Origin of the sequence: Pseudomonas sp. PMCC200344 (assembly GCF_030053095.1) — a bacterium.
GTDB lineage: Bacteria > Pseudomonadota > Gammaproteobacteria > Pseudomonadales > Pseudomonadaceae > Aquipseudomonas > Aquipseudomonas svalbardensis.
This window is the reverse complement of sequence record NZ_CP125618.1, coordinates 6,122,637-6,141,362: the sequence shown is the minus strand read 5'-3', so window position 1 is coordinate 6,141,362 and position 18,726 is coordinate 6,122,637. Positions and strand designations below refer to the sequence as shown.

Here is an 18,726-nt window from a genome sequence, read left to right as displayed (position 1 = left end):
TATGATTGGGCTTATTGGCGATTATTTGAATTGCTTGATTCGACAAGTTATCAATCAAAGGTTTTTTTATGCATAGCGAGCTGGATGGCTACGACCGCAAGATTCTCGCGTTGCTGCAAGAGGACGCTTCACTTTCCAGTGCGCAGATTGCGGAACAGGTGGGGTTGTCGCAGTCGCCGTGCTGGCGACGGATACAGCGGATGAAGGAGGAGGGGATCATTCGCGGGCAGGTGACCTTGCTCGATCGGAAGAAAATCGGGCTTAACACGCAGATCTTCGCTGAAATCAAACTCAACGCTCACGGGCGTTCGAACTTCACTGAATTCACCGAGGCGATTCGCGGCTTTCCCGAAGTACTGGAGTGTTATGTGCTGATGGGGTCGGTGGATTTTTTGCTGCGGATTGTGACGGCGGACATTGAGGCGTATGAGCGCTTCTTCTTCGAGAAGCTGTCGATGGTGCCGGGGATTCAGGAGGTGAACTCGATCGTGGCGTTGTCGGAAATCAAATCCACGACGAGTTTGCCGGTCTGAGTTTTTCGGTGACCGGGCTGGCCTCTTCGCGAGCAGGCTCGCTCCCACAGGGGGATGTGTGTCTGGCACAGATCCCCCTGTGGGAGCGAGCCTGCTCGCGAAGGCGGTATCACATGCGCAACAGCATCTTCCACGCACGATTCTGATACACCGCAATCGCTTGCTGCTTGCGCGCATCCAGCGATTCATCGGTGATCGGCTCGTTCGCTAGCAGAGCAAGCTGTTTCAGCTCACCGTACAGGCGATCCATTTCCGGGATGTCCAGCACGCTGCGGGCGTGGTGCAGCCAAGCCTGGATGCGCTCGATGCGCGGAAGTTGCTCGGCCAGATCTTCCGGCTGTTGCTGATAACGCTGCAGTTGTAGGGAAGTCGCTTCTTCACCCAGCAAACGCGGCAGCCAGCTACCCAATTGCGCAGCGCCCTGGCGATTGCCACGGACGTTGCGATCGGCAGCCCAGGTGCGGGCCAGCAACCAGCGCGAAGTGTTCAGCGAGAACAAGCCCCAACGCGGGTCTTCCAATTCTTCGAGGAACTGCTCCGGCGCGGCTTTGCGCACGTCTTCGTCATCTACCCCGGCTTGAACCAGCGGACGCCAGTCTTCCAGCAAGGCATCCAGCGCGATGCGCAGATCGTGCGTCGACTGACGCGGTGCGGCTTGACCCAGGCTGCTGAGCAGCGCGCGCAATTCAGCCAGGTTTTCGACCCAGTCCTGCAGCAGGCGCCAGTGGCCGTTGAAGCGATACTGCTCGGCCAGACGCTGGCTGCTGCTCAGCAAGTGCCAGCTCAGCGCGGCGAAAGCGTCGTCCAGCGGGGTTTCGGCGGTGATCTGCGGCGCCGGCAGGCTCAGCGAGTAGCTGTTGGCGTCGTACAAGCGATAACCGCGTTCGGCCTTGCTGATGTCACATGGCATCAGGGCCAGGGTCGCGGCCAGTTCGGCGGCCAGTTCCAGCAAAGCGGCCGGCTCGCCTTCGCGCAGTTCCAGCTCCAGTTCGCAGATTTCTTCTTTCTGCTTGCCGACCACGACGTGGCCGAGGTCGAGCGCGGCTTCGATGACCACTTTGGTCTTGCCACGGCCCCAAGCGATTTCAGCGCGTTCGCGGACGAAATCGGTGGTGAAGATCGGCTTCAGGGTTTTCTTGTCCAGCTCGGCCAACTCTTCAGGCCAGCATTCGCCGTCGAGTTTCTTCACGTCGAGCTTGGCTTTGGGCAGGTTCCAGTCGTATTCGTTACGCACCGACAGACCGGCGACGCTCTGGCCACGGGTCTTGAGGGTTTGAATCACTTCTTCGCCATCGCGGCGCAGGCGCAGGGCAACCTTGGCGCGGGCCAGGTCGCGCTCAGGCGTGTCGAAGTACTGGTTCATCAACTCACGGCGTTCCCAGCCACTTTTGTTGCGTTTTTTCAGGAGCGGGTGCTCGCGCAGGGCAGCGAGAGTTTCTCGGCTGACGCGGAGTTTGATTTCGGTTTCTTTCTGCATGGCCGGAAAATCCAGGATCGGGAGCGCAGCCGGGGGAATGTGTGGCTGCCAAGGCCGTGCAGTGTACAGCACTGACCAAACCTACGCGCCGCGACGGTTTATTCCTGTCGCCGGATGGTTCTATGATGGAGTTCAAATCGGGAGTTGGGAGTCAGCGATGCCTTTGCCGTCCATGAAAGATCAGTTCGCTGCGCTGATCGCTGCGCCGTCCGTCAGCTGTACGCAGGCCAGCCTCGATCAAAGCAACCGTCCGGTGATTGATTTGCTGGCGACGTGGCTCGGCGATCTGGGTTTTACCTGCGACATCCAGCAGGTCAGCCCCGGCAAATTCAATCTGCTGGCCAGTTTCGGTTCCGGCCCCGGTGGCCTGGTGCTGGCCGGTCACAGTGACACGGTGCCGTTCGATGGCGCGCTGTGGCAGACCGATCCGCTGAAGCTGACCGAAGTTGACGGTCGCTGGGTCGGGCTGGGCAGTTGCGACATGAAGGGCTTTTTCGCGCTGGCCATCGAAGCCGTCATACCGCTGCTCGATCAGCCGTTCAAGCAACCGCTGCTGATCCTCGCCACCTGTGATGAAGAAAGCTCGATGTCCGGCGCTCGTGCCTTGGCCGAAGCCGGGCGTCCACTCGGTCGTGCGGCGGTGATCGGCGAGCCGACCGGGCTGAAACCGATCCGCATGCACAAAGGCATCATGATGGAGCGCATCGACATCCTTGGTCAGAGCGGCCACTCCTCGGATCCACGCCTCGGCCACAGCGCTCTTGAAGCCATGCACGATGCCATCGGTGAACTGCGTGGTTTGCGGTTGGCGTGGCAGCGTGAATTCCGTAATCCACAGTTCAGCGTGCCGACGCCGACCCTGAATTTCGGCTGCATCCATGGCGGCGATAATCCCAACCGTATTTGCGGTCAGTGTTCGCTGGAGTTTGATCTGCGCCCGTTGCCAGGCATGGACCCAAATGCCCTGCGCGCGGAAATTCTGCAGAAGCTCAAGCCCATTGCCGAGTGGCATCAGGTGAAGATCGATTACGCGCCGCTGTTCCCCGAAGTGCCGCCGTTCGAGCAGGCCGAGGATGCAGAATTGGTCCGGGTCGCGGAAAAGCTCACCGGCCATCGTGCCGAAGCAGTGGCGTTCGGCACCGAAGCGCCTTATCTTCAGCGTCTTGGCTGTGAAACCCTGGTGCTCGGCCCTGGCGACATCGCCTGTGCGCACCAACCGGGGGAATACCTCGAAATGTCACGTTTGCAGCCTACGGTGCATCTATTACGACAACTGATTGAACATTACTGCCTCACACCGGCCCAAGCCGTATAAATTGCCAGCATCCCAACCCGTATTCATGAGGAGAGCGCGCGTGTCGCCAAGCCTGTTCCGACGATAACCATCAGCCCGCTGTGCGTTTTTCTGTTTCGCCCATTTTTTGGCTGCTATTTATTACAGGCCCAGGTTCATGCCCGACTACGTTAATTGGCTTCGTCATGCTTCGCCTTACATCAACGCCCACCGCGATTGCACCTTCGTCGTCATGCTGCCCGGCGACGGCGTGGAGCACCCGAACTTCGGCAATATCGTCCATGACCTGGTGCTGTTGCACAGCCTGGGCGTGCGACTGGTGCTGGTTCACGGTTCCCGTCCGCAAATTGAAACCCGCCTCACTGCGCGCGGCCTGACCCCGCATTACCACCATGGGATGCGCATCACCGATGCCGCGACCCTTGAGTGCGTGATCGATGCGGTCGGCCAGCTACGTATCGCCATCGAAGCGCGACTGTCCATGGACATGGCTTCATCGCCGATGCAGGGCTCGCGTCTGCGGGTGGCCGGCGGCAATCTGGTGACGGCGCGGCCGATCGGCGTGCTCGAAGGCGTCGACTATCACCACACCGGCGAAGTGCGTCGGGTCGACCGCAAGGGCATCAATCGTCTGCTGGATGAACGCTCCATCGTGCTGTTGTCGCCACTGGGTTACTCGCCGACCGGTGAGATTTTCAACCTCGCCTGCGAAGACGTCGCCACTCGCGCGGCCATCGATCTGGGGGCGGACAAGCTGCTGTTGTTCGGCGCCGACCTGGGGCTGATCGATGAAAACGGTCGGCTGGTTCGTGAGTTGCGTCCGCAACAAGTGCCGGCGCATCTGCAGCGCTTGGGCAGCAACTATCAAGCTGAGCTGTTGGATGCCGCCGCTGAGGCCTGCCGCGGTGGCGTGGCGCGCAGTCACATCGTCAGCTACGCCGAAGACGGCGCGCTGCTGACCGAACTGTTCACCCGTGACGGTGGCGGTACGCTGGTGGCCCAGGAGCAATTCGAGATTGTGCGCGAAGCGGCCATCGAAGACGTCGGCGGCTTGCTGGATTTGATCAGCCCGCTGGAAGAGCAGGGCATTCTGGTGCGGCGTTCCCGTGAGGTGCTGGAGCGTGAGATCGAGCAGTTCAGTGTGGTCGAGCGCGAAGGCATGATCATCGCGTGTGCGGCGCTGTATCAGATTGCTGATTCGGATGCGGGGGAGTTGGCGTGTCTGGCGGTGAACCCGGAATACCGCCATGGCGGTCGTGGTGATGAGCTGCTGGAGCGCATCGAAACCCGCGCCCGGGCGCAAGGGTTGAAAACCTTGTTTGTACTGACGACCCGGACCGCTCACTGGTTTCGCGAGCGTGGTTTCGTGCCGAGCAGCGTCGAACGCCTGCCGTCGGCACGGGCATCGCTATACAACTTTCAGCGTAATTCGAAGATCTTCGAAAAGACCTTGTAACCGCGGTGCGGCCATCGCGAGCAAGCTCGCTCCCACACGGATCTTTGGCGTTTACAAAACCACTGGGGGAGCCAGCTTGCTTCGGGCGGCGTTCCGACGATCGGCTGCGCAGCAGCCGTCAGCAATCACTCAGTGACAAACTTCGCGCTGACATACGGCGAATAATCCGGCAGCACCGTCTCGACCTTCCCTTGTTCCTTCAAGAACTTCGCCGTCTCGCCAATCGCCTTGGCCGTGCCGCCGTCCAGCAGCGCGGTGGTCTGTTGGGCTTTAGCATCCGGGAACGTGGAGCCGGCCAGCAACTCCGGCACATCGACGGCATTGGCGCCGGTCAGTTTGGCGATTTTTTGCACCGGTACCGAGTCAGCAGTCCAGCTGTCTTTATGCGCGGCATAGTCGGCGAACGAGTCCACCGTGACCTTGGCAAATTTGGCCACAACCTCTGGGTGCTTCTCGGCGTAATCCTTGCGCGCGACCCAGATTTCGAAGGTCGGTGCACCCCATTGGCCGACCTGTGCCGCGTCGGTCAAAGTCTTGCCGGTCTTGCGAATTTCCCCCAAGGCGGGTGACCAGACAAACGCACCATCGATGTCACCACGCTTCCACGCCGCCGCGATTTCCGCCGGTTGCAAATTCACCACTTTGACTTTCGAGGCATCCAGGCCCCAGTGCTTCAACGCACCCAGCAAACTGTAGTGGGAGGTTGAAACGAAGAGTGTGGCGATGGTCTTGCCGATCATATCTTCCGGTTTATCAATGCCACTGCCGTTGCGTACCACGAGGGCTTCAGCGGCGTTGATCTGGGCGGAAACAATGAACGCAACGATTGGCAGATTGCGCGAAGCAGCGGCTGCCAGCGGACTCGAGCCGAGGTTGCCAATCTGCACGTCGCCGGAAGCAATGGCCGTAACCACTTCCGGGCCGCTATTGAAACGACGCCAGTCAATTTTCTGGCCGATGGTTTTCTCGTACAGTCCGTCTGCCTGGGGGACTTTGCTGGGGTCGATACCGGTTTGATAACCGATCGTAAGGTTCGCCGCGTGAGCGCTAAAAGAAATTATTAGCGATACACAAACTGTAACAATTGGGCCGGATAGTGCGCGTTTGGTCGTCATGGCGCTGCCTTTCGATAGGTATTGATCGTGAATTGCATCAAAGCTAATCGATCTAAAAAAAGGCTAACAAATACCCTTTAGGAATTAGCTTATGAGCCGGCGCCCGTGTCCCGGCTCAAGGAATAGTGCGGAGCTAAATTCCTAAACGGTATGAAAAAGAACTGGGTGATTCTTTTTGGGTTTATGGCCCGGCTTAGGAAGGAATTTGTTGGGGGTTAGACCATGGTCGTAGACACACATAGTTACGATTGACTTGTGAGTCACGGTCTGGCGCTAATCGCGGATCTTAGGAGCCCGGGCATACGACCCAGGACCAGGAACACAAGAATTAGAAACGAGAGGAGCGAAACAATGAACAAGTCCACCTTGGCTCTGGGTGTGGCCGTGGCCGTCGGGGTTCTGGCGCAGCAGGCAGGCGCCGCGGGTTTCATCGAAGACAGCAAAGCTTCCGTCAGTTCTCGCACCATGTATTACAACGACGATAACCGCGATTCCGGTGGTACGGATCAGAGAGAGACCGCTGAAGGCCTCAAGTTCGATTATCTGTCCGGTTTCACCCAAGGTACTGTCGGCTTCGGTATCGACGCCCAGGCCCTCGTGGGTATCCATCTGGACGGCGGCAAAGGTCACCACCCAGCCAACAACAACACGTTTTTCCCAAGCGACACCGATGGTTCGGCTGTGGACGAGTGGAGCCGTGTGGCCGCTAACGTCAAGGCCCGCTCCTCGAAGACCGAAGCCCACCTGGGTGGCGCTCTGCAACCGAACATGCCGATCCTGGTCGCGAACGACAGCCGCCTGCTGCCACAGACCTTTGACGGTGGCACCATCACCTCGAAGGAGATCGACAACGTGACCTTTAACCTGGGTCAGTTGGAGCACTCGGCAGGTCGCGCCTCTTCAAACTCCACCGGCCTGGCCGTGGCTGGCGGAACTCAGGACAGCAACCAGTTCCGTTACGCCGGTGCTGACTGGAAGGTCACCAAGGACCTCACCCTGCAGTACTACCACTCGAATCTGAAGGATTACTACAAGCAGGACTTCCTTGGCTTGATTCACGTTTTCCCGATCGACGCCAAACAGTCCTTCAAGACAGACCTGCGCTATTTTGACAGCAGCTCCGATGGCAAGAACGGCGACGCCGGTTACCGCTTCAACAACAACGGTGGTTTCGCCAAGACCCCGGGCGAGGTCGATAACAAGACCTGGAGCGCCATGTTCACCTACACCTTGGGTGGCAATGCTTTCTTGCTCGGTCACCAGCGCGTCAGCGATTACGGCGGTTTCGTCTATCTGAACCAGGGCAGCGTGGTTGACGGCAATGGTCGTCCGGAAGGTAACGGTGGTACCAGCTTCTACCTGTTCACCGATGCCATGATCAACGGTTTTGTCCGTGCCGGTGAAAACACCACCTTCGGTCAATACACCTACGATTTCGCCGCTGCGGGTGTGCCGGGTCTGAAAGCGTCCGTGGCTTACTTGAAGGGCGAAAACATCAAATCCGCAACCGGTGGCAGCGATGCGTCCGAGTGGGAGCGCGACATGCGGGTGGACTACACCATTCAGCAGGGCGCGCTCAAAGGCTTAGGCGCAACGGTGCGTCATGGCGTCTACCGTGGCGACGCAGCCGGCCTCGCCGACAAGGACCAGACCCGTCTGATCTTCAACTACACCTACAGCTTCCTCTAAAGCCACCAGGAAAAGCCTCGTCCGCAAGCGACGCTTTTTTTGTGTTTTTCAATATTCCAAATAGAGCTTACGTAGTAATTTTTTATTCTTTTTGGCTTTTAGGCCAAGCGCCTAAAGTGGGTGGCTTATGAGCCGATACCTTGTGTCCCGACTCAGAGTAATAGTGCGAAGCTATATTCCTGAATGGCATGAAAAATGATGAAATAATTCCTTTTGTGTTTATTATGCGGGCCAAAATCACAGGGTCAGGCCATCGCCGTAGTCACAAGGTCTGGCGCTAACCGAGCATTTCAGGATCCAGGGCATTCGACCCAGGACCTCAAGAATTAGAAACGATAGGAGCGAAACAAATGAACAAGTCCACCTTGGCCCTGGCTGTGGCCGTAGGGGTTTTGGCGCAGCAGGCAGGCGCCGCCGGTTTCATCGAAGACAGCAAGGCTACTTTGGGGCTGCGTAACTTCTACATTAACAACGATAACCGTGATTCCGGTGCTCATACCACCCAGAGCAAAGCTGAAGAATGGGGCCAAGGCTTCGACCTGCGCTTCATCTCCGGTTACACCCAAGGCACTGTCGGCTTCGGTATCGATGCTATCGGCCTGCTGGGTGTGCGTCTGGATTCTGGTGGTGGCACTAATGGTGCGAGCCCTGCAACCGCATCGAACTATGGTTCTTATGGCGGTACTGTTTTTCCAAGCAAGTCCAACGGCGAAGCAGTTGATAACTTCTCTAGCCTGGGCCTGACTGCTAAAGCCAAGATTTCCCAGACCGAACTGAAATTGGGCACCCTGCAGCCAAAACTGCCGGTGATCGTGACCAACGACGGTCGTCTGCTGCCGCAAACCTTCCAGGGCGGTCAGATCACTTCGAACGAGATCAAGGACCTGACACTGGTCGGTGGTCAGATCGAGCACGTCAAGGGTCGTAACTCCAGCAACAACGAAGAGTTGTCGATCGCTGGTGCTAACGGTCGTACTGCAAATGGCCGTGACAGCAACAAGTTCATCTACGGTGGTGGCGACTACAAAATCACCAAAGACCTGACTGCCCAGTACTACTACGGCAACCTGGAAGACTTCTACAAACAACACTTCCTGGGTCTGGTTCACAACTGGTCGATCGGTCCTGGTGTACTGAAGTCTGACTTGCGTTACTTCAACAGCTCTGACGATGGTGCCAACGGCCACGACTCGACTTACTTCAGTTCCGGTAACTATCAGGGCTTCCGCGCTGGCCGGGGCAAAGTTGACAACAACCTTTACAGCGGCTTGTTCCTGTATACCGTTGCCGGCCACACCTTCGGCGGCGGCTATCAGGTCAGCAACGGCAGCAGCGACTTCCCTTGGTTGAACCAGGGTGACGGCTCGTCGGCTTACCTGACTACCGACAGCCAGATCGCCAAGTTCGCCCGTGCCGGTGAACGTACCTGGCAGGCACGCTACTCGTATGACTTCGCCAAGGTTGGCTTGCCAGGCGCAACTGCTGGCATCGTTTACCTGCGCGGTGACAACATCGACACCATCAGCAGCTCCAGCACCGCAGTGGCCGGCTCCGGCCGTTCCGAATGGGAACGCGACCTGACCCTGGCCTATGTAGTCCAGAGCGGCCCACTGAAAAACCTGGGCCTCACGTGGAAAAATGCCATGTGGCGCAACGACGTCCCGGGCCAACGCGACCAGGACGAAAACCGTCTGATCGTCAGCTACTCGATCCCGCTGTTGTAATAGCACTCGCGTAACCGAAGTAAAAAAAGCCCCGCCCGGTATCACGCCGGGCGGGGCTTTTGCGTTTTCAAGTCAGGCTCACCCCCGTAAACCCTCCTCGAAATTTCCCTCTTTGTGCAGCAACTCAAGGCCTTCTCGAACCTTGCGAGCGATAGTCGTCCTGATCGTCGCCGAGGTCCAGTGAACACATTTTTAATATTCATTTAATCTAAACACATCGATATCTATTCTTTTTAATGAATAAGAAATGCAGGCACAGTTGACCTCAACAAGCACTCACCAGGAGCAGCACCATGAGCCTCAGACTGGGCGATATCGCCCCCGACTTCGAACAGGATTCCAGCGCCGGTACCCTCCGTTTCCACGAATGGCTGGGCGATAGCTGGGGCGTGCTGTTTTCCCACCCAGCGGACTTTACCCCGGTGTGCACCACCGAGTTGGGCTTCACTGCCAAGCTCAAGGACGAATTTGCCCAGCGCGGTGTGAAAGCCATTGCCCTGTCCGTGGATCCGGTGGATTCGCACCACAAGTGGATCGAAGACATCAACGAAACCCAGAACACCCTCGTCAACTTCCCGATTATTGCCGACGCCGACCGCAAGGTCTCGGACCTCTACGACCTGATCCATCCGAATGCCAACGACACCCTGACCGTGCGTTCGCTGTTCGTGATCGACCCAAACAAAAAGGTTCGGCTGACCATCACCTACCCGGCGAGCACCGGCCGTAACTTCCATGAAATTCTGCGAGTGATCGACTCGCTGCAACTCACCGACAACTACAAGGTGGCCACCCCGGCCAACTGGCAGGACGGGGATGAAGTAGTGATCGTGCCGTCACTCAAGGATGAAGACGAAATCAAGAAACGCTTTCCCAAGGGTTATCGCGAGGTGAAGCCGTACCTGCGTCTGACGCCACAGCCGAACAGGTAATCCATAGCATTTTAGGTGTGGCTGAAATCGCCTTCGCGAGCAAGCCCGCTCCCACAGGTAAAGCTCGATCCAATGTGTGCGGGCTTGCTCGCGAAGACGGCATGACAGGCGCCGCATAATTCAGATTGAACCGTATCCATTAAGCAGGGGGATTTCAGGCCGTTTTTACGGCCTATTTTTTTGCCTGGGAAAAGACATTCCGTATAGATCTGTAAGGAATAACCAAATGAATAAATATGATTTATGGATATAACAATCACCTGTTAAGGTCACTTCTATCAAAGCGAGATCGCAAACCGCGAATCGCCAACACCGTTCAAGGAATCGTCTGAATGCTGGTTGTCTCACTCGGTGGCAGTCCCAGCCAACGCTCCCGTTCCGGGGTGCTGCTGGAGCGCTCCCAACGCTGGTTGCAGGAGCAAGGTGTGGAAGTGGTGAGTTACCAGGTACGGGACTTCCCGGCCGAAGACTTGCTGCATGCACGCTTCGACAGCCCGAAGGTGATCGACCTGCTGCAACAGATTGAAAACGCCGATGGCCTGCTGATCGCCACGCCGGTGTACAAGGCGTCGTTCTCCGGCGCCTTGAAGACCGTGCTGGACCTGCTGCCCGAGCGTGCTCTGGCTCACAAAGTGGTTTTGCCAATGGCCACCGGCGGCAGCATCGCTCACATGCTGGCGGTGGATTACGCGCTCAAGCCGGTGTTGTCGGCGTTGAAAGCCCAGGAAATGCTCCACGGGATTTTCGCCGTAGACAGCCAGATCGCTTACGGCGAAGGCAGCGTCCAGGCGCAGTTGGCACCGGAGCTGGAAGAAAGACTGAATGAATCACTGGAGCTGTTTTTCAGCGCCATGGCCCGACGGCCCAAGCCGATCGATCCGAACCTGTTGAATGAACGTTTGTTGAGTGCTCGCTGGAGCATTTAAACCCTTACCCGAATTTGAAGTACTCACCTTACTGGCCCGCTAACGGGCAAGCAGGTGCAGCCAAAACCCAACTGCAAAAAGGAGAGCGCCATGCGCACTGTCATTTTGCGTCGTGGTCTGGTCGCTCTGTTTGCTGCGGCTGTGTCCTTCGGCGTTGTTTCTCAAGCTCAAGCCGAGAAGTTGCGAATCGGCTATCAAAAATACGGCACGCTGGTGCTGCTAAAAGCCAAAGGCACACTCGAGAAGCGCCTCGCCGCCCAAGGCGTGGACGTGCAATGGACTGAATTCCCCGGCGGCCCGCAACTGCTCGAAGGCCTGAACGTCGGCTCCATCGACTTCGGCGTTACGGGTGAAACTCCACCGGTATTCGCTCAAGCCGCCGGCGCCGATCTGCTCTACGTCGCCTACGAACCGCCTGCGCCTCACAGCGAAGCGATCCTGGTGCCGAAGGACTCACCGATCAAATCGGTGCAGGACCTCAAGGGCAAGAAAGTCGTCCTGAACAAAGGCTCCAACGTGCACTACCTGTTGGTCCGCGCACTGGAAGATGCCGGCCTCAAATACACCGACATCCAGACCGTATTCCTGCCGCCGGCCGATGCTCGCGCTGCGTTCGAACGTGGCAGCGTCGATGCCTGGGTGATCTGGGACCCGTACCAGGCCGCCGCCGAACAACAGCTGCAGGCACGCACCCTGCGTGATGGCCAAGGCATCGTCGACAACCATCAGTTCTACCTCGCGACCAAGCCTTATGCGCAGAAAAATCCTGAGGTGATCAAGACCTTGGTGGAAGAAGTGCGCGCCGTCGGCGAATGGTCCAAGGCCAATCCCGAAGACGTGACCAAACAAGTCTCGCCACTGCTCGGCCTGCCGCCGGACATCACCCTGACGTCGGTGAAACGCCAGGGCTACGGCGCGCTGTTCCTCACGCCTGAAGTGGTCGCCGCGCAACAGAAAATCGCCGATAGCTTCTACCAGCTCAAGCTGATTCCAAAGCCGCTGAGCATCAAAGACGTGATCTGGACGCCACCGGCGGCCGTTGCCAAAGCTCAGTAATTCGAATCCCTAAGGAGACCACTCCATGAGCCTCAATATCTTCTGGTTCCTGCCTACCCACGGTGACGGCCATTACCTTGGCACCGCCGAAGGCGCTCGCGCCGTCGATCACGGTTATCTGCAACAAGTCGCGCAAGCGGCGGATCGGCTGGGCTTCGGCGGGGTGCTGATTCCTACGGGTCGCTCTTGCGAAGATTCGTGGCTGGTGGCCGCGTCGCTGATCCCGGTGACCCAGCGTTTGAAGTTCCTCGTCGCCCTGCGCCCCGGGATCATTTCCCCGACGGTGGCAGCGCGTCAGGCTGCGACGCTGGATCGCCTGTCCGGCGGTCGTGCGTTGTTCAACCTGGTCACCGGCGGTGATCCGGAAGAATTGGCCGGCGACGGTTTGTTCCTCACTCACGAAGAGCGCTATCAAGCCTCGGTGGAATTCACCCGCATCTGGCGCCGCGTGCTGGAAGGCGAAACCGTCGATTACGACGGTCAGCACATCAGCGTGAAGGGCGCGAAGTTGCTCTACCCGCCGATTCAGCAACCGCGTCCGCCGCTGTACTTCGGCGGTTCTTCGGAAGCGGCGCAAGACCTCGCGGCAGAACAGGTCGAGATGGTCCTGACCTGGGGCGAACCTCCGGCAGCCGTTGCCGAGAAGATCGAACAAGTGCGCGCCAAAGCCGCGAAGCTCGGGCGCACCGTGCGCTTCGGCATTCGTTTGCATGTGATCGTTCGTGAAACCAATGCCGAAGCCTGGCAAGCGGCGGATCGGCTGATCTCTCATCTGGACGACGACACCATCGCTCGCGCCCAGGCTTCTCTGGCGCGCTTCGACTCGGTCGGTCAGCAACGCATGGCCGCATTGCACGGCGGCAGCCGTGACAACCTGGAAGTCAGCCCCAACCTGTGGGCCGGTGTTGGCCTGGTGCGTGGCGGTGCCGGTACAGCATTGGTGGGCGATGGTCCGACCGTGGCCGCTCGCGTGAAGGAATACGCGGACCTGGGCATCGACACGTTCATCTTCTCCGGTTACCCACACCTGGAAGAGTCGTACCGCGTCGCCGAATTGCTGTTCCCGCATCTGGACATCGAACGTCCGGAATTGCCGAAAAGCGCCGGTTACGTCAGCCCGTTTGGTGAGATGGTCGCTAACGACATTCTTCCCAAAGCCGCGTCGCAGAGCTGAGGCGCGCCATGAAGAAACTTATCCATAGCCTTGCGCCCTGGGCGTTACCTGTTTTGCTGCTGGCGGTGTGGCAGTTGTCGGTGTCGGCGGGCTGGTTGTCGACACGGATTCTGCCGGCGCCGATCGCGGTCATCGAAGCCGGCGTCAGCCTGGTGCGCAGCGGTGAAATCTGGACTCACCTGGCGATCAGCGGCTGGCGTGCGGCGCTGGGCTTCGCCATCGGCGGCACCATCGGCCTGACCCTGGGCTTCATCACCGGCCTGTCGAAATGGGGCGAGCGTCTGCTCGACAGTTCGGTGCAGATGATCCGCAACGTGCCGCACCTGGCGCTGATTCCACTGGTGATCCTGTGGTTCGGCATTGATGAGTCGGCGAAGATTTTCCTGGTGGCGTTGGGCACGTTGTTCCCGATCTACCTCAACACCTATCACGGCATCCGCAATGTCGATCCGGCGCTGGTGGAAATGTCCCGCAGTTATGGCTTGTCCGGTTTCAGCCTGTTCCGTCAGGTGATTCTGCCGGGCGCGCTGCCTTCGATTCTAGTCGGTGTGCGGTTCGCGCTGGGCTTCATGTGGCTGACGTTGATCGTCGCGGAAACCATTTCCGCCAGCTCCGGCATCGGCTACCTGGCAATGAATGCCCGGGAGTTCCTGCAGACCGACGTAGTGGTGCTGGCGATTCTCTTGTACGCCGTGCTCGGCAAACTCGCCGACCTCGCGGCCCGTGGACTTGAGCGCGTGTGGTTGCGCTGGCACCCGGCCTATCAGGTTGTTAAAGGAGGTGCGGCATGACGGCTCAACAACCTCCACGCCTGCTGCGCGGGATTGCGCTGGCAGTGCGCAAACTGCAAAAAACCTTCGGCGCGCGGCAAGTGCTGCGCGAGATCGATCTGCATATCCCGGCCGGTCAGTTTGTCGCCGTGGTCGGTCGTAGCGGTTGCGGAAAAAGTACCTTGCTGCGTTTGCTCGCCGGTCTCGACAAACCCACGGGCGGTGAATTGCTCGCGGGCTCAGCGCCACTGAATGAGGCGCGGGAAGACACCCGATTGATGTTCCAGGAAGCGCGTTTGCTGCCATGGAAAAAGGTCATCGACAACGTCGGCCTCGGGCTCAAGGGCAACTGGCGTCCGCAAGCGCTGGAAGCGTTGGAGTCGGTCGGTCTGGCCGACCGCGCCAATGAATGGCCAGCGGCCTTGTCCGGCGGCCAGAAGCAACGCGTGGCCCTGGCCCGCGCGCTGATCCATCAACCGCGTTTGCTGTTGCTGGACGAACCGCTGGGCGCGCTGGATGCACTGACCCGAATTGAAATGCAGCAGCTGATCGAACGGCTCTGGCAGAAGCACGGATTCACCGTGTTGCTGGTCACCCATGATGTCAGTGAAGCGGTGGCGATTGCCGATCGGGTGATCCTGATCGAAGAGGGCGAAGTCGGCCTCGACCTGCACGTTGAGTTGCCGCGCCCTCGGGTTCGCGGCTCCCATCGGCTGGCGGCGCTGGAAACCGAAGTCCTCAATCGCGTGCTGGCGTTGCCCGGCGAACCGCCGGCACCGGAACCTGTTTCACCATTGCCTACGCAATTGCGTTGGGCTCAATAACTCAAGCCTTATCCAACGACAGGAATCAACATCATGACAATCAAAGCCATCAACGTTCGTAACCAGTTCAAAGGCTCCATCAAGGAAATCGTACTCGGCGACGTACTGTCCGAAATCGACGTACAGACCGCTTCCGGCATCGTCACCTCGGTGATCACCACTCGCTCGGTGAAAGAGCTGGAACTGGTGGTCGGCAGCGAAGTGATCGCGTTTGTGAAATCCACCGAGGTGTCGATCGCCAAGTTGTAAGCGCGTGCGCAAACAACAACCCCGAACGGTTTAAGCCCTTCGGGGTTTTTTATGCGTGTGAGTCAGTGAGGTCGGCGGTGCGGCCTTCGCGAGCAAGCCTGCTCCCACATCTGATCGGCGTCGGACTCAGGTTTTGCATTCACTGGAGATCTAATGTGGGAGCGCGCTTGCTCGCGAAGAGGCCTGCACGGTCAATAAAGAAATCAGGCTGTAATAGCGCGCTTGGGCAGGTAGGGCGGCAAATACAGCCCTAGGTAGGCGTCGAATACCCGCATCCCTTCCTCAGCCATGCGCGGCGTGATCTGTCCGTGTTGTTGCACTGAGCGTGCATACACCCGATCCCCCAGCTCCATGGCCAACGCAAACACATCAACGTCCGTCGGCAGTCTCGGCAGCTCGAAGTGGTGGTCGAAGAGTTTGTGCATCAAGTCGCCAAGTTCGATGTCGTGCTGGCGGTCGGCCTGGGTGACCTCGGTCAGGCCGTGCTGGGCAAGGATCAGTTGGCGGGCGGCGGCGTCTTCGTCATAGATGTCGAGCATGCGCTGTTCCACTAGTCGCGAAAGATCGCGCCAGCCGTTGAGGGCTTCGTGGTCGATGGGGGCTTGCAGGCAGGCACGGAACGCAGCGTGGACGTCGGCCGTCAGGGCTTCGAGCAGCGCCGGGACGCTGGCAAAGAAGTGGTACACGGAGGAGGGCGGGATCTCCGCGCGTTCGGCGACGCTATAGATCGACAGGCTGGCCACGCCCTCGGCAGCCAGCAGCGTGCGGGCGGCATCGAGTATCGAATCGATCCGGGCCTGGCTGCGGGCGCGGGGTTTGCGTGGGGTGGCGAGTCGGGTCATCGAAGTCTCCTGCGGGGCAGCGGGCATTGTACGAGCAGGGATTGATGTTGTCTGCCAGGACGCCTTCGCGAGCAGGCTCGCTCCCACAGTTGATCTCCAGCGAACATGAATTTTGTGCACACAGGAAATCCCCTGTGGGAGCGAGCCTGCTCGCGATCCGCCGAAGGCGGCCATAAAAAAACGCCGCAAGCTGTGAGGCCGGCGGCGTTGTTTTTACTGCAACCGCTTACACGGTATGCAGGTACCAGTTGTACTCGAGGTCGGAGATGGAGTGTTCGAACTCCTCCAGCTCGCTCTCTTTACACGCGACGAAGATATCGATGTATTTCGGGTCGATGTACTTGGCCATGACTTCGCTGTCGTCCAGCTCACGCAATGCATCGCGCAGGTTGTTCGGCAGGCTTTGCTCGTTCTGCTCGTATGAGTTGCCTTCCACGGGAGCGCCCGGCTCGATCTTGTTGGTCAGGCCGTGGTGCACGCCTGCCAGGACCGAAGCCATCAGCAGGTACGGGTTGGCATCGGCGCCGGCAACGCGGTGTTCCAGACGGACCGCGTCGGCAGAACCGGTCGGCACGCGCACCGCAACAGTACGGTTGTCCAGACCCCAGCACGGTGCATTCGGCACGTAGAACTGTGCGCCGAAACGACGGTAGGAGTTGACGTTCGGGCAGAGGAAAGCCATCTGCGCCGGTAGGGTCTCGAGCACACCGCCGATCGCGTGACGCAGTGCGGCGTTCTGCTCGGGATCCTCACTGGCAAAAATGTTTTTGCCGTCTTTATCAAGAATCGAGATGTGGACGTGCAGACCGTTCCCCGCCTGGCCCGGGTAAGGCTTGGCCATGAAGGTGGTGTCCATTTCATGGTCGTAGGCGATGTTTTTGATCAGACGCTTGAGCAGGACCGCGTAGTCGCAGGCCTTGATCGGGTCGGCAACGTGGTGCAGGTTCACTTCGAACTGCGCCGGGGCACTTTCCTTGACGATCGCGTCGGCAGGGATGCCTTGCTCTTTCGCACCTTCCAGAATGTCCTGGAGGCAGTCGACGTATTCGTCGAGGTCGTCGATCAGGTAAACCTGTGTCGAATGCGGGCGTTTGCCGGAGACCGGCGAGCGTGGCGGTTGCGGACGACCGTTCACGTTCTCCTGGTCGATCAGGTAGAACTCCAGTTCGAACGCGGCGCAGATGGTCAGGCCCATGTCGTCGAACTTGCGCACCACATTGGCCAGCACTTCTCGCGGGTCGGCAAAGAATGGCTGGCCTTCGAGTTCATGCATGGTCATCAACAGTTGCGCGGTAGGGCGCTTCTGCCAAGGCTCGTTGCACAGGGTGTCAGGGATTGGATAGCAGATTCGGTCAGCATCACCGATGTCCAGGCCCAGGCCGGTGCTTTCCACCGTCGAGCCATTGATATCCAGAGCAAATAGAGAGGCCGGCAGGTTGATGCCTTTCTCGTAAACCTTGTGGAGGCTGGTGCGTTCAATGCGCTTGCCGCGCACCACACCATTCATATCCGCAATCAGAAGGTCAACGTACAGAACCTCAGGATGTTCCTTAAGGAACGCGTTCGCTTCGTTAAGCTGAACGGCACGCGGGGGTACCGACATGATGCAACACCTTTGTTGTTAAAAATATCAATCATTGATCTCTGCGGATTCCAGTCAACCCGAACGGCATGCCGAAGTCAAGCGAGGCCTTTTTTGCCCTAAAAAAGCGCTCGTAAGGCTTTTTTGAGGCACTTTGGGGCGTTTTTATGCCTTTGAACGCTTTGGCTGATGCACACTTGAGCGGGCCGTGTTGTATTTTTTACGGGGGTGTTGTGTAAAAAAATGAACAAGGCTAAGCTCGATTCAAACCCATAACACCAATAATACCGGGGTGCTTCATGTCTCGCCTGCCGTTAATCGGCGTCACCGCCTGCTCTAAGCAGATCGGTCTGCATGCTTATCACATCAGTGGCGACAAGTACGTCCGCGCCGTGGCCTCAGCGGCCAAGGGCCTGCCGATGATTCTTCCGTCCCTGGCCGATTTGCTGGCACCGTCCGATATTCTGGACAGTTTGGATGGCATCCTCTTTACAGGCTCTCCTTCCAATATAGAACCGTTTCACTATAGCGGCCTAGCCAGCGCGCCGGGCACTGCTCATGATTCTGCACGCGATGCCACAACCCTCCCGTTGATCCGCGCCGCAGTCGAGGCCGGCATTCCCGTACTCGGTATTTGCCGCGGCTTCCAGGAAATGAATGTGGCGTTCGGCGGCAGCCTGCATCAAAAAGTCCACGATGCCGGTCCCTTCATGGATCACCGTGAAGACGATAGCCTACCGCTTGAAGGACAGTATGCGCCAAGTCACCCGGTGCACATTCAACCGGGTGGTGTGCTTGCAGGTCTGGGCCTGGCGAGCGAGATACACGTCAATTCGATTCATGGTCAGGGCGTTGAACGTCTGGCGCCGGGCCTTTGCGTCGAAGCCTTGGCTCCTGACGGGTTGATCGAGGCAGTCTCGGTCCCGCAGGGCAAGGGTTTTGCTTTGGGAGTGCAATGGCATCCCGAATGGCAGGTAAGCTCAAACCCGGATTACCTTGCGATCTTCCAGGCATTTGGCGATGCCTGCCGTAAGCACGCATTACAACGCGACGCCGATGCGTCAAACAACGCCTGACTTATAA

At 58.6% G+C, this 18,726-nt stretch carries 17 protein-coding genes; 13 read left to right on the top strand and 4 right to left on the bottom strand.

The window, feature by feature from the left end; genetic code table 11:
- Positions 1–68 precede the first annotated feature (68 nt).
- A complete protein-coding gene (locus QFW87_RS28215) occupies positions 69–533 on the top strand; it encodes an Lrp/AsnC family transcriptional regulator (RefSeq protein ID WP_046045137.1) in 465 nt (154 codons plus the stop codon).
- 109 nt (positions 534–642) lie between these two features.
- On the opposite strand, the gene QFW87_RS28210 is transcribed toward QFW87_RS28215, so the two are convergent.
- Positions 643–2,010, bottom strand: coding sequence for a CYTH domain-containing protein (locus QFW87_RS28210; RefSeq protein WP_283189372.1), 1,368 nt, complete (start codon positions 2,008–2,010; stop codon positions 643–645).
- Positions 2,011–2,167: 157 nt separating this feature from the next.
- On the opposite strand from QFW87_RS28210, the gene argE reads away from it, so the two are divergent.
- Both argE and argA read left to right on the top strand, forming a co-directional pair.
- Positions 2,168–3,325 carry an acetylornithine deacetylase gene (gene argE, locus QFW87_RS28205; protein ID WP_283182107.1) on the top strand — a complete coding sequence of 386 codons (1,158 nt, stop codon included), beginning with the start codon at positions 2,168–2,170 and terminating at the stop codon, positions 3,323–3,325.
- 136 nt (positions 3,326–3,461) lie between these two features.
- Entirely contained in the window at positions 3,462–4,760 is a 1,299-nt protein-coding gene (argA, locus tag QFW87_RS28200; RefSeq protein WP_283182106.1) for an amino-acid N-acetyltransferase, read from the top strand.
- Positions 4,761–4,885: 125 nt separating this feature from the next.
- Here the strand turns inward: argA and tauA are convergent, their stop codons facing one another.
- Positions 4,886–5,875, bottom strand: a complete 990-nt coding sequence (gene tauA / locus QFW87_RS28195; RefSeq protein WP_283189371.1) for a taurine ABC transporter substrate-binding protein — start codon at positions 5,873–5,875, stop codon at positions 4,886–4,888.
- A 351-nt stretch (positions 5,876–6,226) separates the two neighbouring features.
- Between tauA and QFW87_RS28190 the strand changes: the two genes are divergently transcribed.
- The 9 genes from QFW87_RS28190 to QFW87_RS28150 all read left to right on the top strand — a co-directional run bounded on the left by QFW87_RS28190 (position 6,227) and on the right by QFW87_RS28150 (position 15,219).
- Positions 6,227–7,564: an OprD family outer membrane porin gene (locus QFW87_RS28190; RefSeq protein WP_283189370.1), complete on the top strand. Its 1,338-nt coding sequence runs from the start codon at positions 6,227–6,229 to the stop codon at positions 7,562–7,564.
- Between the two features lie 350 nt (positions 7,565–7,914).
- A complete protein-coding gene (locus tag QFW87_RS28185) occupies positions 7,915–9,288 on the top strand; it encodes an OprD family porin (RefSeq protein WP_283189369.1) in 1,374 nt (457 codons plus the stop codon).
- A gap of 293 nt (positions 9,289–9,581) precedes the next feature.
- Positions 9,582–10,220, top strand: coding sequence for a peroxiredoxin (locus QFW87_RS28180; RefSeq protein ID WP_283189368.1), 639 nt, complete (start codon positions 9,582–9,584; stop codon positions 10,218–10,220).
- 332 nt (positions 10,221–10,552) lie between these two features.
- Complete coding sequence (ssuE, locus tag QFW87_RS28175) at positions 10,553–11,146, top strand: NADPH-dependent FMN reductase (protein WP_008150435.1); 594 nt, start codon at positions 10,553–10,555, stop codon at positions 11,144–11,146.
- A gap of 90 nt (positions 11,147–11,236) precedes the next feature.
- Positions 11,237–12,202: a sulfonate ABC transporter substrate-binding protein gene (locus QFW87_RS28170; protein ID WP_283189367.1), complete on the top strand. Its 966-nt coding sequence runs from the start codon at positions 11,237–11,239 to the stop codon at positions 12,200–12,202.
- Between the two features lie 25 nt (positions 12,203–12,227).
- Complete coding sequence (gene ssuD, locus QFW87_RS28165) at positions 12,228–13,376, top strand: FMNH2-dependent alkanesulfonate monooxygenase (protein ID WP_008026018.1); 1,149 nt, start codon at positions 12,228–12,230, stop codon at positions 13,374–13,376.
- An 8-nt stretch (positions 13,377–13,384) separates the two neighbouring features.
- A complete protein-coding gene (gene ssuC / locus QFW87_RS28160) occupies positions 13,385–14,167 on the top strand; it encodes an aliphatic sulfonate ABC transporter permease SsuC (RefSeq protein ID WP_283189366.1) in 783 nt (260 codons plus the stop codon).
- Positions 14,164–14,970 (top strand): aliphatic sulfonates ABC transporter ATP-binding protein, encoded by an 807-nt coding sequence (gene ssuB, locus QFW87_RS28155; protein WP_283189365.1) that lies wholly within the window; start codon positions 14,164–14,166, stop codon positions 14,968–14,970. The genes ssuC and ssuB overlap by 4 nt, the downstream gene beginning before the upstream one ends.
- 33 nt (positions 14,971–15,003) lie before the next feature.
- Positions 15,004–15,219 (top strand): TOBE domain-containing protein, encoded by a 216-nt coding sequence (locus tag QFW87_RS28150; protein WP_003229256.1) that lies wholly within the window; start codon positions 15,004–15,006, stop codon positions 15,217–15,219.
- Between the two features lie 203 nt (positions 15,220–15,422).
- Here QFW87_RS28150 and QFW87_RS28145 read toward each other — a convergent pair whose 3' ends face one another.
- Both QFW87_RS28145 and QFW87_RS28140 read right to left on the bottom strand, forming a co-directional pair.
- Complete coding sequence (locus tag QFW87_RS28145) at positions 15,423–16,061, bottom strand: TetR/AcrR family transcriptional regulator (protein WP_283182098.1); 639 nt, start codon at positions 16,059–16,061, stop codon at positions 15,423–15,425.
- A 226-nt stretch (positions 16,062–16,287) separates the two neighbouring features.
- Complete coding sequence (locus QFW87_RS28140) at positions 16,288–17,664, bottom strand: glutamine synthetase family protein (protein ID WP_283182097.1); 1,377 nt, start codon at positions 17,662–17,664, stop codon at positions 16,288–16,290.
- 278 nt (positions 17,665–17,942) lie between these two features.
- Between QFW87_RS28140 and QFW87_RS28135 the strand changes: the two genes are divergently transcribed.
- Positions 17,943–18,719, top strand: a complete 777-nt coding sequence (locus QFW87_RS28135) for a gamma-glutamyl-gamma-aminobutyrate hydrolase family protein (RefSeq protein ID WP_283182096.1) — start codon at positions 17,943–17,945, stop codon at positions 18,717–18,719.
- The last annotated feature ends 7 nt before the right edge of the window (positions 18,720–18,726 follow it).

What these genes read in the sequence shown, in the direction of transcription:
- QFW87_RS28215 (WP_046045137.1), top strand. Translation starts at nt 69, where the DNA reads ATGCATAGCGAGCTGGATGGCTACGACCGCAAGATTCTCGCGTTGCTG.
- QFW87_RS28210 (WP_283189372.1), bottom strand. Translation starts at nt 2,010, where the DNA reads ATGCAGAAAGAAACCGAAATCAAACTCCGCGTCAGCCGAGAAACTCTC.
- argE (WP_283182107.1), top strand. Translation starts at nt 2,168, where the DNA reads ATGCCTTTGCCGTCCATGAAAGATCAGTTCGCTGCGCTGATCGCTGCG.
- argA (WP_283182106.1), top strand. Translation starts at nt 3,462, where the DNA reads ATGCCCGACTACGTTAATTGGCTTCGTCATGCTTCGCCTTACATCAAC.
- tauA (WP_283189371.1), bottom strand. Translation starts at nt 5,875, where the DNA reads ATGACGACCAAACGCGCACTATCCGGCCCAATTGTTACAGTTTGTGTA.
- QFW87_RS28190 (WP_283189370.1), top strand. Translation starts at nt 6,227, where the DNA reads ATGAACAAGTCCACCTTGGCTCTGGGTGTGGCCGTGGCCGTCGGGGTT.
- QFW87_RS28185 (WP_283189369.1), top strand. Translation starts at nt 7,915, where the DNA reads ATGAACAAGTCCACCTTGGCCCTGGCTGTGGCCGTAGGGGTTTTGGCG.
- QFW87_RS28180 (WP_283189368.1), top strand. Translation starts at nt 9,582, where the DNA reads ATGAGCCTCAGACTGGGCGATATCGCCCCCGACTTCGAACAGGATTCC.
- ssuE (WP_008150435.1), top strand. Translation starts at nt 10,553, where the DNA reads ATGCTGGTTGTCTCACTCGGTGGCAGTCCCAGCCAACGCTCCCGTTCC.
- QFW87_RS28170 (WP_283189367.1), top strand. Translation starts at nt 11,237, where the DNA reads ATGCGCACTGTCATTTTGCGTCGTGGTCTGGTCGCTCTGTTTGCTGCG.
- ssuD (WP_008026018.1), top strand. Translation starts at nt 12,228, where the DNA reads ATGAGCCTCAATATCTTCTGGTTCCTGCCTACCCACGGTGACGGCCAT.
- ssuC (WP_283189366.1), top strand. Translation starts at nt 13,385, where the DNA reads ATGAAGAAACTTATCCATAGCCTTGCGCCCTGGGCGTTACCTGTTTTG.
- ssuB (WP_283189365.1), top strand. Translation starts at nt 14,164, where the DNA reads ATGACGGCTCAACAACCTCCACGCCTGCTGCGCGGGATTGCGCTGGCA.
- QFW87_RS28150 (WP_003229256.1), top strand. Translation starts at nt 15,004, where the DNA reads ATGACAATCAAAGCCATCAACGTTCGTAACCAGTTCAAAGGCTCCATC.
- QFW87_RS28145 (WP_283182098.1), bottom strand. Translation starts at nt 16,061, where the DNA reads ATGACCCGACTCGCCACCCCACGCAAACCCCGCGCCCGCAGCCAGGCC.
- QFW87_RS28140 (WP_283182097.1), bottom strand. Translation starts at nt 17,664, where the DNA reads ATGTCGGTACCCCCGCGTGCCGTTCAGCTTAACGAAGCGAACGCGTTC.
- QFW87_RS28135 (WP_283182096.1), top strand. Translation starts at nt 17,943, where the DNA reads ATGTCTCGCCTGCCGTTAATCGGCGTCACCGCCTGCTCTAAGCAGATC.